The following is a 16,443-nucleotide window of genomic DNA, read 5'->3' as shown; positions in this document are numbered from 1 at the left end:
TCACTCGGCCCGAAGGCAACTGACAACACCTCGTCAGTTGGACTGACCTATAGGATCGCCTATCGGATTGAAAATCAACAAGTTCCTCTGCAGCTCGCCTGCATGAGGCGACAGGCAACTGACATGGACTACGCGGCAAACCTCTGGCTCTTCTTTCTCCTCCTTGTCGGCATCATCATCGTGCCCGGCATGGACATGCTTTTCGTGCTTGCCAATGCGCTGACCGGCGGCAGCAGCAGAGGGCTTGCGGCGACCGGCGGCATCATGCTGGGCGGCGTGGTGCATACGCTGAACGGCGCGCTCGGCGTCGGCCTGCTCATGCATTTCTTGCCGGTCCTCTTCAATCCGCTGCTGATTGCCGGCGCGGCCTATATGGCCTTTATCGGCATCACGCTGATGCGCAGCTCCATCACCGTCGGCCATGACGGCCCTGCCGGCAGCCGCTCCGCATGGAAGGCCTTTCGCCAGGGGATCATGACCTGCCTGATCAATCCAAAGGCCTATCTCTTTGTTCTTGCCGTCTATCCGCAGTTTCTGAGGCCGGATTACGGTCCGATCTGGATGCAGGCGATCATCATGGGGCTGATGACGATCGCCACGCAGTTCGCTGTCTATGGCGGACTCGCAATTACCGCCGGTCGCAGCCGGGATCTGCTGGTCGCCAATCCAAGGGCAACCGCTCTTGCCGGCCGGGCGGCCGGACTGCTTCTCGTTGCGGTTTCGGCGCTCACCGTCTGGGAGGGCTTGAAGGCGGCGTGAATTCCGAGCCCGAAGGGCGCAACGTCCATGGCAGCGGCGCCGGCCGGGTCACGCGGCTCCCGGACGGCTTGATATCATGGCGCGGCGCACCGACCGGCGCCGCTCGACCGCGTCGGCAAGGCCGTAAAGCACCGTCTCGGTGGTTGCCCAGTCGATGCAGCCATCGGTGATGCTCTGGCCATAGACAAGCGGCCTGCCGAGCACGACATCCTGCCGGCCGGCGACAAGGTTGCTCTCGATCATAACGCCGATGATGCGCTCGTCGCCCGCCGCGACCTGGCCCGCCACCTCGGCTGCCACCCCTGGCTGGTTTTCCGGCTTCTTGCTGCTGTTGGCGTGGCTGACATCGATCATCAGCCGCGGCGCCACGCCGATCCGGCCGAGTTCCGCGCAGGCAGCAGCAATGCTTGCCGCGTCATAATTAGGCACAATACCGCCGCGCAGGATGACGTGGCAGTCCTCGTTGCCGGTGGTCGTAGCGATGGCGCTGCGCCCACCTTTCGTCACCGCCATGAAATGATGCGGCTGGGCGGCGGATTTCACGGCTTCGGCGGCGATCCGCAAATTGCCGTCGGTGCCGTTCTTGAAGCCGACCGGGCAGGACAGGCCTGACGCCAGTTCGCGATGGATCTGGCTCTCGGTCGTGCGCGCGCCGATCGCGCCCCAGGCGACGAGGTCGGCAATATATTGCGGGGTGGCCATGTCGAGGAATTCGGTGGCCGCCGGAAGGCCGAGATTGTTGACCGCGGAGAGCACGTTGCGGGCCATCCGCAACCCCTTGTCGATGTTGAAGCTGCCGTCGAGATCGGGATCGTTGATCAGGCCTTTCCAGCCGACCGTCGTGCGCGGCTTCTCGAAATACACCCGCATGACGATCTCCAGCCGGTCCGACAGGCTTTCGCGCAGCGTCGCCAGACGACTGGCATAGTCTACGGCAGCGGCCGGGTCGTGGATCGAACAGGGGCCGACGACAACCACCAGCCGGTCGTCGGCGCCGGTCAGCACGGCGTGGATCGCGTTGCGTGATGCGGCAACGGTGCGCGTCGCCGTCAGCGTGCGCGGTATCTCCCGCATCACCTCGTCCGGCGTGCTCAATTCCCTTATTTCTTTGACCCGAAGATCGTCTGTGGTCGTCAACACGGCTTTCTGCTCCTGTTTGTTTGGAGCATGATCTTTTCCGAAAACCGGATGCCACTTTTCGGGATCATGCTTTAGGAGACCTGCCGGCAAACAAAAAAGCCGCCAGGTCTGGCGGCTGTTCGGATTTTTGATGCTGCAATCTTCAGATCGAGCGCAATCCTCCCGCCGCCAGCGAGCTGCTAAAGTACCAATACGTGGCGGTCAGGTTGATCATCCGGTTCATATAATCGATGCCGGGGCGCTTGTCACGTGGGTGATGAGGCTGCGTAGTAGCGCTGCGCACGGGATCCGAGGGGTTGGAGGCCTGTTGGCAGCCAATTCGGGATTGGTCGAAGCCTCCGCAACTTCGTCATCCCAGGGCGAAGCAGGAGCGAAGCTCCGTCGCGAAGACCCTGGGATCCATGCCGTAACCTTGGCCGAGGGGTGCAGCGGAGCAGAATTCTGCACCGTTGCGGCGCTCTGAAGGCGCGGCATGGATCCTGGGGTCTGCGCCGCGTCGCTTCGCTCCTTGCTCCGCCCCAGGATGACGAAGCGATGGGCGTTCTGCCCATTGACCAGAGCGTCAGGGTGCGCCGCGACACTATTCCGGCGACGCCCCCGCGATGCTCTGGTCGTAGTCGACCAGCGATCCGGTCATGACGCCGGACTGCGGGCTGATCATATAGCTGATCAACCTGGCAAGCTGTGCCGGTTTCACCAATTGACCCATCGGCTGCGCGGCCTCGGCCCTTTCCAGCCAGTCGTCCGGCGCATCGTGCCATTTTTTCTGCACGATCGCTTCGCCCTCGGTGTCCATCCAGCCGGGCAGCACCGCATTGCAGCGGATGCGATTGCCGCGATAGGCATTGGCGACATTCTTGGTCAGTGTCGCCAGCGCACCCTTGCTCGACGAATAGGGTGCCAGGAACGACTGGCCGCAATGCGCCGACATCGACAGCACGTTGACGATCGAGCCCGGTGCCTTGCGCGCCAGCAAATGCGCCACCACGCCCTGCATCAGGAAAAACGGGCCGCGCACATTGGTCTGGAATATCTGGTCGAAGAGATCCTCGGAGGTCTCGACTAGCGAGCCGCGAGCCGAGGTGGCAGCGGCGTTGACCAGCGCGTTGACGGTACCGAAATGGCCAATCGCCATTTCGACCGCACGCTTGCAGTCGGCCACCTCTGAGACGTCGGCGCTGATGAAGATGGCAGCGACGCCTGCGCGCTTGAGAGTGGCGACAGCTTTGTCGCCTTTCTCTTGCGAGCGGCCGATCAACGCCAGCGCCCGGCAGCCCTCATCGGCCAGCGCTTCGGCGACGGCAAAGCCGATGCCTTGTGCGCCGCCGGTGACGATGGCGCATGTTTCGGAATTGCGACCGGCTGAACCGTTCATCGCCTTGCTCCTGTGTTTGATAGTCAGATTGTTTTGTCGAGGCGGACGGTCTTGCCTTCCTTGGCCGATTTCAGCGCCGCATCTGCCAGCCTGAGCGCCACCAGCCCGTCCTTGCCGCTCGGCGCCGCCTTCTTGCCTGACGTCGCTGCCGCGATGAAGGCAGCGATCTCGTTGGCATAAGCGTCGAGATAACGAGTCATGAAGAAATCGTGCAGCGGCGGCCGCGTATAGCCTTTCTCATTGGCGAGTTCGATCGACACCGGCCGCTGGTTCTCGGCCGCAATCATGCCTTTCGAGCCATGCACCTCGATGCGCTGGTCGTAGCCATAGGTGGCGCGGCGCGAGTTGGAGATGACGCATTGCTTGCCGGAGGCGGTTTCGAGAATGACGCTGACGCTGTCGAAGTCGCCGGCTTCGCCGATCTTCTTGTCGACCAGCACCGAAGCGTGCGCGCTGACCGCCACCGGCTCCTCGCCGAGCAGGAAGCGCGCCATGTCGAAATCATGAATGGTCATGTCGCGGAAGATGCCGCCCGAGCGGCCGATATAGTCGAGCGGCGGCGGGCCGGGATCGCGCGAGGTGATCGTCACCATTTCGACGGTGCCGATGGCGCCGTCGTCGATCGCCTTGCGCACGGCGGCAAAATGCGGATCGAAGCGGCGGTTGAAGCCGACCATCAGGGTGGCGCCGGCCTTGTCGACGACGGCCAGGCAACGTTCCACCCTGGCGGCGTCGAGGTCGATCGGCTTCTCGCAGAAAATCGCTTTACCCGCTTTGGCGAAGCGTTCGATCAGATCGGCATGAGTGTCGGTCGGCGTGCAGATGACGACCGCATCGATATCGCCGGCCTTCTCGATGGCATCGATGCTGCGCACTTCGGCGCCATAGGCAGAGGCCAGATCGGTCGCCGCCTTCTCGAAGGCGTCGGCAACTGCAACCAGCCTGGCCTGCGGATTGGAACCAACGGCGCGAGCATGGACCTTGCCGATACGGCCGGCACCGAGAAGAGCAAAGCGAAGAGGCATGAAGAATTTTCCTTTGAGGATGGTTGGGAAGGGAAGGCGTGTCAGCGCCGGTGGCCTCGTTGCCGTTACGCCGCAAGCTCCGCCTGCCCGGTCTTGGCACCGGTGATGTAGGAGACGATATCGTTGCCGTCGGTGTCTTGCTTGCGCAAATTGGCGACGATGCGGCCGCGCCGGAAAACGACGATGCGGTCGACCAGGTCGAACACCTGCCGCATGTTGTGAGAGATCAGGATCAGCGGTTCGCCATTTTCCTTCAGCGTGCGGATGATGTTTTCGACCTGCATCGTCTCCTGCACGCCGAGTGCCGCCGTCGGCTCATCCATGATGATGAGTTTGGAAGCAAAGGTCGCGGTTCTGGCAATTGCCACGCACTGGCGCTGGCCGCCCGACATATGGCGGATGGTGTTGGAAAGATTGGGGATCTTGACCGCCGTGCGGACCAAGGCTGCCTCGGTCGCCTTGCGCATGAACTTGCGATCGAGGATCGAGAAGGGCCCTAGATTGAACAGCACCCGCTCGCGGCCGAGGAACAGGTTCGACGGCACGTCGAGATCGTCGGCGAGCGCCAGGTTCTGGAACACCGTCTCGATGCCCGCCTCGCGGGCTTCGATCGGGCCGGCAAAATTCACTTCCTTGCCGTCGAACCACATCCTGCCGCTGGTGCGCTGCTCGACGCCGGTGATCTGGCGTACGAAGGTCGATTTGCCAGCGCCGTTGTCGCCCATGATAGCGACATGCTCGCCCTTGCGCAGCTCGAAGTTGGCACCCTCCAGCGCATGGACGCCGCCATAATACTTGGTCAGGTTTTCCGTCTTCAGCACAATGTCCGACATGGTCAAGCCCTCATTGCCCGCAGGCGCTGGCGCCACTGGTCGAGAACGACTGCGCCGACGATGATCACGCCTTTGACCATCTCCTGATAATAGGCGTCGAGGCGCAGAAAGGTGAAGCCGGAGATGATGACGCCGAAGATCAGCGAGCCGATCACCGTCCCAATAATCGAGCCGCGGCCGCCCGACAGCGAGACACCGCCGATAACCGCCATGGCGATCGCGTCGAGCTCGTACATCACACCCATGCCGGCCTGGGCGGTGAGATTCTTCGAGCTCAGCACCACGGCTGCGAGCGCGGCGAGGACGCCGGCAATGACGTAGACGAGGATCTTGTGGTTGGCGATGTTGATGCCGGACATGCGCGCGGCGTCCTCATTGGAGCCGATGGCATAGCAGTGCTTGCCATATTTGGTGTAGCTCAGGATCAGCTGAAACAGCACCGCGAGCGATATGAAGATGATGACCGGCATCAGCCCCTTGCCGATGGCGGCGAAACTCTCGGTCGGAAACGAGATCGGCTGTCCCTTCGACCACCATTTGGCGATGCCGCGCGCGGTGACCATCATGCCGAGCGTGGCGATGAACGGCGGAATGCGGGTGTAGGCGATCAATGCACCGTTGACCAGGCCGGCCAGCAGTCCGCAGCCGATCGCGACCAGCACCGGCACGATCACCGGCAGGTCGGTCCAGCCCTGGGCTATGAACATTGCCTTGGGGTTCGGGTTGCCGTTGACGGTCGCCACCTGGGCGAAGCTCATGGCGATCATTGCCGTGGCGCCGACGATCGAACCTGAGGACAGGTCGATGCCGCCGGTAATGATCACCTGCGTCACGCCGATGGCAATGATGCCGACGATCGACACCTGCAGGATGATGATCTGCAGGCGCGCTTCGTTGAAGATCGCATCGATATTGTCGCGGGTATTGAACAGGAAGCTGTCGCCCAGGAAGACCCGGCCGATCAGCTCGAAAGCGCCGACCAGGATGACGAGTGCCAGGAAGACGTTGAATTCGGCCGGCCACGCGCGCCGCTTCGCATTATAGCTGAGCCCGCCGACGCCTTGAGATGTCTGTGCCAATCGTGCTTCCTCCGTCAGCCACGGTCTCTTTCGGCCGCTCTTCAGGCCGAGAGAGAAGGAGGAGCGGCGCTGGTTCGCCGCTCCGGTCCGCTGCCTCAGTTCTTCTTCAGGAACTTGTCGATATTCGCCGGCGTGACCAATTGGAACGGGATGTAGACCTTGTGCTCGACCTTTTCGCCCTTCGCCAGCTTGAGCGCCGCGTCAAGCGCGCCGGCGCCCTGGCCGGCCGCATCCTGGAACACCGTCACATCGAGATCGCCCGCCTGCATCGCCGCAAGCGCGTCCTGGGTAGCGTCGACGCCGCCGACGACAACCGACTTCATGTCGATGTTGGCGGCCTTCATCGCCTGGATGGCGCCGATCGCGCTTTCGTCATTGTTGGCGATGACGCCGTCGAACGGCTTGCCGGTCGACAGCCAGTTGGTCATCAGGTTCTGCGCTTCTTCGCGCTTCCAGTTCGACGTCTGCTTATCGATGATCTTGATGAAGCTGCACTCCGGCGTGGCGATCACATCGTCAATGTCCTTGGTGCGCTGCACTGCTGCCTGGTTCGACAGTTCGCCCATGATCACATAGACGTTGGCTTCAGTCTTGCCGGCCTCCTTGAACAGGCGGCAGACCTCCTTGGTCTCGAGCGTGCCGGAATCGGCTTCGTTCGAGGCGACGAAGGCCTGATTGTCGGGCAGCGTGTCGACGTTGACCGGCTCGCGATTGACATAGACCAGTGGAATCTTGGCAGCGGCGGCTGCGTCCGACATCGCCTGGGTCGCCGAGGTGTCGACCGGGTTGACGATGATGGCGTCGACGCCCGAGGCGGCGAAGTTCTTGATCTGGTCGAGTTGCTTGGCGACGTCGTTCTGCGCATCCTCCACCTGCAGTTCGACGCCGTCCATGCCCTTGGCCTGCTCGATCATGCCGTTGCGCAGCACGGTGAGAAAATTGTCGTCGAACAACGCCATCGACACGCCGATCTTGGCAGCGAAGGCGGACGAACTCATCAGCGCCGCGAACGCGACGCCCAAAAGCAGTTTTTTCATTTTATTTCTCCTCCACATTGGTGTCCGGCTGCACCGATCTACCCGGAATCCCCGATCTCGCAGGGAATTCTCTCCCGATTGCCATGTAGTTCCGGAGGCATTTGCCTGAAACAGATCTTCCGGAACGAAAGAACCAAAATGCTCAGTTGGTGAAATATTTATTCCATTTCGCGTGGGCGTCAAGCGAGATTTCGCCATGAAGGATGGATTTTCGGCATTTCAAGCGCTTTTGGACGGACGCTCAGGCAAGCCAAGCCTGAAAGCGTTCTGATAGATTACATCATGTCTGCCGCCAATGACCGCGACGTCAGATGTTTTCCGGCAGATAGATGTCGAAGGGCAGAAAGGTCTGGCCCGGCGCATTCGCAGCGCCGCTCTCGATGGCATGCGCCATCAGCCCGACAAGCTCGCGGCAAAGCGCTGCCAGTGGCGTCGAGATGACCATCGTCAGGAAATTATCCGCCAGCGCCGAGCGGGAGTCGGGCGTGATCTCGTTGCAGACAACCGCCGGCACCTCTGCCGGCTTTGCCTCCCTCAGCGCCGAGATCGCGCCTTCCATGCCGCCACCGGCGACATAGCAGCCGACGAGATCAGGGTGGCGGGCTAGAAGCTCGATCATTGCATCATGCGTGATCTGGTTCGCTTCCAGATTGACCAACGTCTCGAGCAGAGTGAATTCCGGCGCCTGCTCGCGAAAGAAGGAGCGAAAACCGATCTCGCGAAGCTCATGGCCATGGAAGCGATGGCTGCCGACGAAGAGGGCAACCTTGCCAGGCCTCTTCGCAACCTTCGAGATTATCCAGGCGGCGGTGCGGCCGACCTTGCGATTGTCCAGGCCGACATAGCCCTCGCGAATACCGGACGCAAAGTCGGAAAGCAGGGAGAACACCGGTACGCCATTGGCTTTGAGAGCCTCGACGGCGACCGTCAGCGTCGGGTGATCAGGCCCGACCAGGGCGACGGCCCTGGATTTGGCGGCCAGCTTGCGCATCCGCTCGACGATCTCGTCCGGCGCCAGCGAGCCGGCGAAGTCGATGGTCGCCACGCCGCGAAAGCGCGGCGACTGCGATACCGCCAGTTCAAGCTCGCGGGCAAATTCGCTGTAGAAGACGTCCTCCCGCCGCAACAGCAGGAACCCGAGCCGATACTCCGGCAATTCATGGCGCATCCGCTGCTTGATCAGCCCGGCTGCGTGATAGCCAATGCTGGTCGCCGCTTCATAGACGCGGCGCGCGGTTTCCTCGCGCACCGGCAACCGGTTGTTCAGCACCCGGTCGACGGTGGCAACGCTGACCCCCGAAATGCGTGCCAGGTCGGTAATCGTCGGCCGTTTCGCCATCGCTGCCTCGCTCTATTGTTCGGCTTTTACGCCATTATGATGTAAAATGATAGAAACTATCTTTGTGATGTTGAGCCTATCAGGCTTCGGCGTTATTTGAATGCGGACCGACTATGATCGAGGCCTCCGCCATGGTGGATATTGGACTCCGAACCGGGAACACGATCGCCACAGCAGCGTCCCGGCGTGACTACAGCCTGATCGGCCGCGACGCGAAGCTCGCCATCGAGAGCGGGCTGGCGGCGGCCGAGTGGTATCACACGGACGTGCCACGCAAGCAGATGAAGGAGCTGATGCAGCGCTCCGACGGCCCGGCGATCCGCGATACGGTCATGTGGCTCGGCGCCTTGATCCTGAGCGGAGCCGGCGGCGTCTGGTTCTGGGGCAGCTGGTGGTGCGTGGCGTTCTTCTTCGTCTACGGCGTCCTCTACGGCTCCTCCACCGATTCACGCTGGCACGAATGCGGCCACGGCACCGCCTTCAGGACGCAGTGGATGAACGACGTGGTCTATCAGATCGCCTGCTTCATGATCATGCGCAACCCGGTGACCTGGCGCTGGAGCCATACGCGCCACCATACCGATACCATCATCGTCGGCCGCGATCCTGAGATATCGGTGATGCGTCCGCCCGATCTGCTGCGCGTCGTGCTCAACTTCGTCGGCATTCTCGACGCCTGGCATGCGATGAGCGACATGCTGCGCAATGCAGCCGGTGTCGTCAGCCCGGCCGAAAGAACCTTCATTCCCGAGCAGGAGCAGCCGAAGGCAATTGGCATTGCCCGCATCTGGACGACAGTCTATGCCGCGACCATTGTGCTGGCGCTCTACACGGGCTCGTTCCTGCCGCTGATGCTGGTCGGGCTGCCCAGGCTTTACGGCGCGTGGCACCATGTCATGGTCGGCCTGCTGCAGCATGGCGGCCTGGCTGAAAACGTCACCGATCACCGGCTCAACAGCCGCACCGTCTACATGAACCCGATAAGCCGCTTCATTTACTGGAACATGAACTACCACGTCGAGCATCACATGTTTCCAATGGTGCCCTATCATGCGCTGCCCAGGCTGCATGAGCTGATCAAGCACGATCTGCCGGCGCCGACACCGTCCATCCTGGCCGGCTACCGCGAGATGATACCGGCCTTCCTGCGCCAGCTGCGCAATGAGGATTATTTCATCAAGCGCGAACTGCCGCCGACGGCGAGGCCCTATCGCGAGCACTTCCACAACGACAACGCTACCGCTGCGGTGGCTGCCGAATGACAAGCCTATGCCGAGGCACCCAAAATCGAGGGACCGTAAATGAGCGACTGGGTCGAGGCCTGTGACGCCGAGGACATCGACGGAGAGGACGTGATGCGCTTCGACCATGGCGGCCGCACCTTTGCTATCTATCGCAGCCCCGACGACGAGTATTTCGCCACCGACGGGCTTTGCACGCATGAGAAGGTGCATCTGGCCGACGGGCTGGTCATGGACGACATCATCGAGTGCCCGAAGCACAATGGCCGCTTCAACTACAAGACAGGGGCTGCCAGGGGCGCGCCGGTCTGCGTCGACCTAAGGACCTATCCGGTCAAAGTCGGCGCCGGCAAAGTCCTTGTCCGGATCGGTTGATGATGACGAAGGGAATGGTCGTCATCGGCGCCGGCGAATGCGGCGGGCGCGCCGCCCTTGCGCTGCGCGAGCTCGGCTATAATGGCCCCGTAACCTTGGTCGGCGACGAGCCGCATCTTCCCTATGAGCGCCCACCACTGTCGAAAGACGCGATGGTCGCCGACGCGCCCCTGATCAAGGCGATCGCCAGCGACGCGATCCTGGCCGAGCGCTCTATCCGGCATATCCATTCGGTTCTGGCTGTGGCGATCGACCGCACGGCGCATGTCGTGCGCCTGTCAGACGGTTCCGCCCTGGCCTACGACAAGCTCCTGCTGGCGACCGGGTCTGTGCCGCGCAAATTGCCTATGCCGGGCCTTGGCGGGCGCTGCGTCTACCTGCGAACCTTCAACGACGCGCTGGCCATTCGTGCCCATCTCAACGCCGGCAATCGCATCGCCATAGTCGGCGGCGGCTTCATCGGGCTCGAGCTCGCCGCGGCGGCGCGCAGGCTGGGTGCCGCGGTCACCGTCATCGAGGCGCAGCCGCGCATTCTGATGCGCGGCGTGCCGGCCGAGATCGCGCAGGTCATCCATCAGGCGCATGAAGCCGAAGGCGTAAAAATCCTGTGCGGCCAGGGCATCGCGGCCATTGCCGATGACGGCGCCGAAGTGCGCATCGCGCTTGCCGGTGGACACGACATTGTCGCCGATCTTGCCGTGATCGGCATCGGCGCCGTGCCGGTGACCGGACTTGCCGGGCAGGCGGGGCTGACCATCGACAATGGTGTCGCCGTCGACGCCGAGCTTCGCACCAGCGACCGGGATATCTTTGCAGCCGGCGATTGCTGTTCGTTTCCGCTCGCTATCTATGGCGGCCGGCGCGTGCGGCTGGAAGCCTGGCGCAATGCGCAGGAGCAGGGCGCACTCGCCGCAAGGAACATGCTTGGCGCCGGCGAGGCGCATTCGGCGGTGCCTTGGTTCTGGTCGGATCAGTACGGATTGACCCTGCAGATCGCCGGCCTGTCGGACGAAGGCCGCAGCATCGTTCGCCGCGACGTTGGCGACGGCGCCTTCATCCTGTTTCATCTGGCCGAGGACGGCAGGCTGGTTGCGGCAAGCGGCATCGGCCCCGGCAACGCGGTCGCCCGCGACATAAGGCTGGCCGAGATGCTGATTGCAAAGCAGGCAAAGCCGGCGCCGGAAGCGCTAGGCTCGCAAACGGTCAAGCTGAAGTCACTGCTGGCGGCGTGAGCTGAGGGCGTGGATAGTTGGCCGAACGCGTTCGGCTAAAACAGCGCTTTCAGCTCCGGCAGCTTGTCGTTGATCAGCCAGCCATAGTAATTTTCCTCAGGCAATTTTTCCGGCTCGCCCGCAGCGCGGCGCTTGTCGTTTTCGGCCTTCAGCGCATAGGCGCGCTGTTCGGGGTTGCCGACATTGTAGAGCGTCGACGTGAGGCCGGGATTGCCTGAGATGTCGTAGCCGGCGATGCTTCTATAGGCGTCGATCGATTTCCGGATCGTTGCTGCGACATAAGGCAGTGTCAGGTCAGGATCCATGATGGTCTTGTAGACCGCGTTGGGGTCGCCGACGTCGAGTTCCGGCAGGCCGGAAACCTTGTGCACGAGGTCGCTCATTTCCAGCGCCGTCAACGGATTGAGCTGGCCAAGGCCAAAAGTCTGGCCGGCATAATAAGGTTGGAAGAAAGTGGCACCGAAGCGGTCGTTGGGGAAGCTCTCGCCGTTGACGGTCTTGCCGCGGAACGACCGGTTCCACACCTGCTCGCGGCACTCCCATAGGTCGTAGCTATCGGACTTCCCGGCGCATTTGGCGAATTGCGGCCGCTGCACGAAATCGGTGATGTCCTCGCCGTCATAGGCGAAGGAGAGCTTGCTCGACAAATACGAGATCGCCTTGACGTAGTAGGTCTGCAGCCGGTCGTAGGCATCGACATTGTAGGTGTGCTCGCCGACGATGGCGCCGACGATATGCATTGGGTCGATGCCATAGGCCGCGGCTGCCTGCTTGATCTTGCCGCGCAACTCGGCATCGTTCTGGAGCAGCGCAAAGACTTTGCGGTATTTCGCCTGGAAGGTGGTGTTGGTCGCCTGGGTGCGCCGGCTCGATGCGCCCGGTATGTCAGGCTGCTCGGTGTTGCGGTTGCCCGGCGGCACCATCGTTTCCGCTTGCGCGGCGAACATGGCTGTCGCCAGCGTCAGCCCCAAAATGACGAGGATCAGTTTTTTCATGCGCCGCCGCCCAAATAATCGGCGGCAAACTAGGTAATGCTCCACCGGGAGTCGAGAGACGCCTGCACCGGACGGGACGAAAGCTTGCCGGATGCTTCCATTTGGCCACACCTCCGGAATGCCGGGCCGAATTTGACGGAGGCCGGGGGTAATTCCCCGGCCTCTTAGAGAATCAAGAGTCTCCTACAAGATGAAACGCGACAAGTCCGTGTTTCTGGAGAGGTCGCCGACATGCTTCTCGACATAGGCGGCATCGATTGTCACCGAGGTGCCGTTACGGTCCGGCGCGTCATAGGAGATGTCGTCCAGTACCCGTTCCATCACCGTCTGCAGCCGCCTGGCGCCGATATTCTCGACGCTGGCGTTAAGGTCGACGGCGATGCCGGCCAACGAATCGATCGCGTCATCGGTGAAGACCAGGTCGACGCCTTCGGTCTTCATCAGCGCGATATATTGCTTGATCAGGCTGGCTTCGGTCTCGGTAAGGATGCGGACGAAATCGTCCTTCTCCAGCGCCCGCAGCTCGACGCGGATCGGCAGGCGGCCCTGCAATTCCGGCAGCAGGTCGGAGGGCTTGGCGACGTGGAACGCGCCCGAGGCGATGAACAGGATATGGTCGGTCTTCACCGGTCCATATTTGGTCGCAACCGTGGTGCCTTCGACCAGCGGCAGCAGGTCGCGCTGTACACCTTCACGCGAAACACCGGCACCGATGCCGCCTTCGCGCGAGGCGATCTTGTCGATCTCGTCAAGGAAGACGATGCCGTCATTCTCGGTCGATTCGAGGGCCCGGCGCACCACTTCGTCCTGATCGAGCAGCTTGTCGGACTCGTCGCTGATCAACAGCCCGTAGGACTCCTTGACGGTCGTCTTGCGCAACTTGGTCTTCTTGCCGCCCATCGCCTTCGACAGCATGTCGTTGATGTTGAGCACGCCGATATTGGCGCCCGGCATGCCGGGGATCTCGAAGCCAGGCATGCCGCCATTGCCGGTATCGGCCACTTCGATCTCGATCTCCTTGTCGTCGAGCTCGCCGTCGCGCAGCTTCTTGCGGAAACTGTCGCGGGTGGCCGGGCTCGCCGTCTTGCCGACGAGCGCTTCGAGCACCCGTTCCTCGGCGTTGATGTGGGCACGCGCCTTGACGTCCTCGCGCATCTTCTCGCGCACCAGCCCGATGGCGATCTCGACCAGATCGCGGATGATCTGCTCGACGTCGCGGCCGACATAACCGACCTCGGTGAACTTGGTGGCTTCGACCTTGACGAAAGGCGCACCGGCAAGGCGTGCCAGGCGGCGTGAAATCTCGGTCTTGCCGACACCGGTCGGGCCGATCATCAGGATGTTTTTCGGCATCACCTCTTCGCGCATCTGGCCCTCGAGCTGCTGGCGGCGCCAACGGTTGCGCAAGGCAATCGCCACCGCACGCTTGGCGTCTTTCTGGCCGATGATGAAGCGGTCGAGTTCCGAAACGATTTCGCGGGGAGAGAAGGTGCTCATATCACTAAATTCCACTTTGCCACTGCCGAATGGACTCGAACGGATGCAGCAGCATGATCACGTTGAGTGTCAGATTGTCCCGGATGAGATAGCCGACACCGAATTCGAAGATGAGGGCGAGGGTGACGATCACCCATATAGGAAGCCTTCGCGCCATGACAAACCCCAGCACCATGGCCAGCGTGTCGGACACCGAATTGATGATGCTGTCGCCATAATAGTCGAGCGAGATCGTGCCGGCGCGGTAGCGGTCGATGATGAAAGGGCTGTTCTCGAGCAGCTCCCAGCCGCCCTCTATGACGACCGCAAACGCCAGCCTGAGCCCGATCGGCGAGCGCGGGAAAAGGAACCACGCCAGCGCATAGAACAGGAAGCCGTGAATGACGTGCGAGAAGCTGTACCAGTCGGAAATATGCTGGGAATTCTCCGAGCTTTGCACGATGCCGTGCCACAGCTTGACATAGCCGCAGGTACAGATCGGCGTCCGCCCCATGCCATAGAGGACCCCGGCCTGGAAGATAACCAGGCCGAGAACCAGCAGGAGCCCCATTCGCCAACTGTCTTCGTAGGCCGAGACGGTTTTGTCGCTGGATACGCTCATGCTGCTATTGCCCCTCTTCTGCGTCACCCTGTCCGGCATCACCCTCTGGGGCATCAATCGCCATCAGCACGGCATCGCCATATTCCGACTTCCTGCGATCGATAGCCGTGAAACCGGCCTTTTCATAGGCACGGATAGCCCGTGCATTGGCGGGGTCCGGGTCGATGATGACGCGCGGCGTACCTTCCTCGAAAAGCTGCTCGACGAACTGCCGGACGATCGCGGAGCCGTGGCCGACCCCGACAAGCTCCGGCACGCCGATCGACAGATCGATGCCGAGCGTGCCGAACGGCTGGTCGCTATAGGGATGGCCGTCCTCCAGATGCGGATCGTAGCTCTGCAAATAGCCGATGGGCTTTCCGTCCAGCTCGATAATTAGCGGCTCGACCGAAATGCTGTCGATATGCTCGCGGATCTCCGCAATCTCGGTCTCTGGGTCGTCCCACCACTCGGCGACATGCGGCTCGGCAAGCCAGCCGGCGATCATCGGCAGGTCCCTCTGGGTCACCGGCCGAAAACCATAGCGGAGGCTCCGCTCAGGCGGCATCGAGGGTTTCGACGACGAAGTTGTTGTTTGTGTAGACGCAAATGTCTGACGCGATCTGCATCGCCTTGCGGGCGATCTCCTCTGCGCCCTTGTCGCTGTCCATCAGCGCGCGTGCCGCTGCCAGCGCGTAATTGCCGCCGGAACCGATGGCCATGACGCCAAATTCGGGCTCCAGCACGTCGCCGGTGCCGGTCAGCGCCAGCGACACCGACTTGTCGGCCACCAGCATCATCGCTTCCAGCCGCCGCAAATAGCGGTCGGTGCGCCAGTCCTTGGCAAGCTCGACGCAGGCGCGTGTCAGCTGGTCGGGATATTGTTCGAGTTTGGCTTCCAGCCGCTCCAGCAGAGTGAAGGCATCGGCGGTGGCGCCGGCGAAACCGGCGATGACGTTGCCGCCCTTGCCGATGCGGCGCACCTTCTTGGCGTTGCCTTTCATGATCGTCTGGCCGAGGCTGACCTGGCCGTCACCGGCGATCACCACCTTGCCGCCCTTGCGCACGGTCAGGATGGTCGTGGCATGCATGGTCAGTTCATTCGACATTTCCTGCTCCGACAAGCACCGATCCCATCGAGGCGATCGGTGCGTTACGAGTGACTTGATCGGCCATATGTATGCATAGGCCGGACGATTGCAAACCGGCCATCCGCCGGGCCGGATAGTGCTCCGCAGCGGTAACTGGCAATCGCCGGATCATGCTGCTAGAAGGCTTTCGTTTTCAGGCCTGTGAACGCCTGACGTGCAAATCTGAGACAAGGATGAGGTCATGGCGCCCCGTTCCGCCGAGATAAGCCGCAAGACCAGGGAAACCGACATCTCCGTGTCGGTTCAGGTCGACGGCTCGGGCAAATCCGACATTTCGACGGGCGTCGGCTTCTTCGACCATATGCTGGACCAGTTGTCGCGCCATTCGCTGATCGACATGACCGTGAAGGCCAAGGGCGACCTGCATATAGACGACCACCATACCGTCGAGGATACGGGCATCGCCCTCGGCCAGGCGCTGGCCAAGGCATTGGGCGAGCGGCGCGGCATCATGCGCTACGCCTCGATCGACCTCGCCATGGACGAGACACTGACGCGGGCGGCAATCGATGTCTCCGGCCGGCCTTTTCTGGTCTGGAACGTTTCGTTCTCGTCGCCGAAGATCGGTACGTTCGACACCGAGCTGGTGCGCGAATTCTTCCACGCTCTGGCGCAGAATGCCGGCATCACGCTGCACATCACCAATCATTACGGCGCCAACAACCACCACATCGCCGAGACCTGCTTCAAGGCCGTGGCGCGTGTGTTGCGTTCGGCACTTGAGCGCGACCTGCGCCAGCTGGACGCGGTTCCCTCCACCAAGGGATCCCTGAAAGGGTAACGCC

17 protein-coding genes are annotated in these 16,443 nt (G+C 62.1%); 5 read left to right on the top strand and 12 right to left on the bottom strand.

Annotated elements, in window-relative coordinates; genetic code table 11:
• The first annotated feature begins 123 nt into the window (after positions 1-123).
• Complete coding sequence (locus tag NKJ84_RS07710; RefSeq protein WP_352505988.1) at positions 124-759, top strand: LysE family translocator; 636 nt, start codon at positions 124-126, stop codon at positions 757-759.
• A 48-nt stretch (positions 760-807) separates the two neighbouring features.
• Here NKJ84_RS07710 and NKJ84_RS07705 read toward each other — a convergent pair whose 3' ends face one another.
• The 7 genes from NKJ84_RS07705 to NKJ84_RS07675 all read right to left on the bottom strand — a co-directional run bounded on the left by NKJ84_RS07705 (position 808) and on the right by NKJ84_RS07675 (position 8,587).
• On the bottom strand, positions 808-1,899 hold the full coding sequence (locus tag NKJ84_RS07705) for a 3-deoxy-7-phosphoheptulonate synthase (protein ID WP_352505987.1): 1,092 nt from the start codon (positions 1,897-1,899) through the stop codon (positions 808-810).
• 580 nt (positions 1,900-2,479) lie between these two features.
• A complete protein-coding gene (locus tag NKJ84_RS07700) occupies positions 2,480-3,274 on the bottom strand; it encodes an SDR family oxidoreductase (protein WP_352505986.1) in 795 nt (264 codons plus the stop codon).
• Between the two features lie 23 nt (positions 3,275-3,297).
• Positions 3,298-4,299, bottom strand: coding sequence for an inositol 2-dehydrogenase (gene iolG / locus NKJ84_RS07695; RefSeq protein WP_352505985.1), 1,002 nt, complete (start codon positions 4,297-4,299; stop codon positions 3,298-3,300).
• 65 nt (positions 4,300-4,364) lie between these two features.
• Positions 4,365-5,132: an ATP-binding cassette domain-containing protein gene (locus tag NKJ84_RS07690; RefSeq protein ID WP_254815918.1), complete on the bottom strand. Its 768-nt coding sequence runs from the start codon at positions 5,130-5,132 to the stop codon at positions 4,365-4,367.
• A gap of 2 nt (positions 5,133-5,134) precedes the next feature.
• Positions 5,135-6,211: an ABC transporter permease gene (locus tag NKJ84_RS07685; protein WP_352505984.1), complete on the bottom strand. Its 1,077-nt coding sequence runs from the start codon at positions 6,209-6,211 to the stop codon at positions 5,135-5,137.
• A gap of 95 nt (positions 6,212-6,306) precedes the next feature.
• A complete protein-coding gene (locus tag NKJ84_RS07680) occupies positions 6,307-7,248 on the bottom strand; it encodes a sugar ABC transporter substrate-binding protein (protein ID WP_352505983.1) in 942 nt (313 codons plus the stop codon).
• Positions 7,249-7,555: 307 nt separating this feature from the next.
• A complete protein-coding gene (locus NKJ84_RS07675) occupies positions 7,556-8,587 on the bottom strand; it encodes a LacI family DNA-binding transcriptional regulator (RefSeq protein ID WP_352505982.1) in 1,032 nt (343 codons plus the stop codon).
• A gap of 131 nt (positions 8,588-8,718) precedes the next feature.
• Here NKJ84_RS07675 and NKJ84_RS07670 point away from each other — a divergent pair, with 131 nt between their 5' ends.
• The 3 genes from NKJ84_RS07670 to NKJ84_RS07660 are packed head-to-tail and all read left to right on the top strand — an operon-like array spanning position 8,719 to position 11,435.
• Positions 8,719-9,849 (top strand): fatty acid desaturase family protein, encoded by a 1,131-nt coding sequence (locus tag NKJ84_RS07670; RefSeq protein ID WP_352506060.1) that lies wholly within the window; start codon positions 8,719-8,721, stop codon positions 9,847-9,849.
• 39 nt (positions 9,850-9,888) lie between these two features.
• Positions 9,889-10,203 (top strand): MocE family 2Fe-2S type ferredoxin, encoded by a 315-nt coding sequence (locus NKJ84_RS07665; RefSeq protein ID WP_352505981.1) that lies wholly within the window; start codon positions 9,889-9,891, stop codon positions 10,201-10,203.
• A gap of 2 nt (positions 10,204-10,205) precedes the next feature.
• Positions 10,206-11,435, top strand: coding sequence for an NAD(P)/FAD-dependent oxidoreductase (locus NKJ84_RS07660; protein WP_352506059.1), 1,230 nt, complete (start codon positions 10,206-10,208; stop codon positions 11,433-11,435).
• A 35-nt stretch (positions 11,436-11,470) separates the two neighbouring features.
• On the opposite strand, the gene NKJ84_RS07655 is transcribed toward NKJ84_RS07660, so the two are convergent.
• The 5 genes from NKJ84_RS07655 to hslV form a co-directional block, all read right to left on the bottom strand.
• The gene (locus tag NKJ84_RS07655) at positions 11,471-12,430 is read right to left on the bottom strand and encodes a DUF1402 family protein (protein WP_352505980.1); all 960 of its coding nucleotides are present in this window, start codon (positions 12,428-12,430) and stop codon (positions 11,471-11,473) included.
• A gap of 183 nt (positions 12,431-12,613) precedes the next feature.
• Positions 12,614-13,927, bottom strand: a complete 1,314-nt coding sequence (gene hslU / locus NKJ84_RS07650; RefSeq protein WP_254815924.1) for an ATP-dependent protease ATPase subunit HslU — start codon at positions 13,925-13,927, stop codon at positions 12,614-12,616.
• A 4-nt stretch (positions 13,928-13,931) separates the two neighbouring features.
• On the bottom strand, positions 13,932-14,528 hold the full coding sequence (locus NKJ84_RS07645) for a DUF2585 domain-containing protein (protein WP_352505979.1): 597 nt from the start codon (positions 14,526-14,528) through the stop codon (positions 13,932-13,934).
• A gap of 4 nt (positions 14,529-14,532) precedes the next feature.
• Positions 14,533-15,075 (bottom strand): GNAT family N-acetyltransferase, encoded by a 543-nt coding sequence (locus NKJ84_RS07640; protein ID WP_352477085.1) that lies wholly within the window; start codon positions 15,073-15,075, stop codon positions 14,533-14,535.
• On the bottom strand, positions 15,065-15,616 hold the full coding sequence (hslV, locus tag NKJ84_RS07635) for an ATP-dependent protease subunit HslV (protein ID WP_254815927.1): 552 nt from the start codon (positions 15,614-15,616) through the stop codon (positions 15,065-15,067). Before hslV ends, NKJ84_RS07640 begins: the two co-directional genes overlap by 11 nt.
• 223 nt (positions 15,617-15,839) lie before the next feature.
• On the opposite strand from hslV, the gene hisB reads away from it, so the two are divergent.
• Positions 15,840-16,439, top strand: a complete 600-nt coding sequence (gene hisB / locus NKJ84_RS07630) for an imidazoleglycerol-phosphate dehydratase HisB (protein WP_352505978.1) — start codon at positions 15,840-15,842, stop codon at positions 16,437-16,439.
• Positions 16,440-16,443 lie beyond the last annotated feature (4 nt).

The sequence above is a fragment of the Mesorhizobium sp. M0048 genome (assembly GCF_040323405.1).
In the GTDB taxonomy this organism is placed as follows: Bacteria; Pseudomonadota; Alphaproteobacteria; order Rhizobiales; family Rhizobiaceae; genus Mesorhizobium.
The sequence above is the reverse complement of the archived record's forward strand: the minus strand, read 5'-3'. Positions and strand labels throughout refer to the sequence as shown.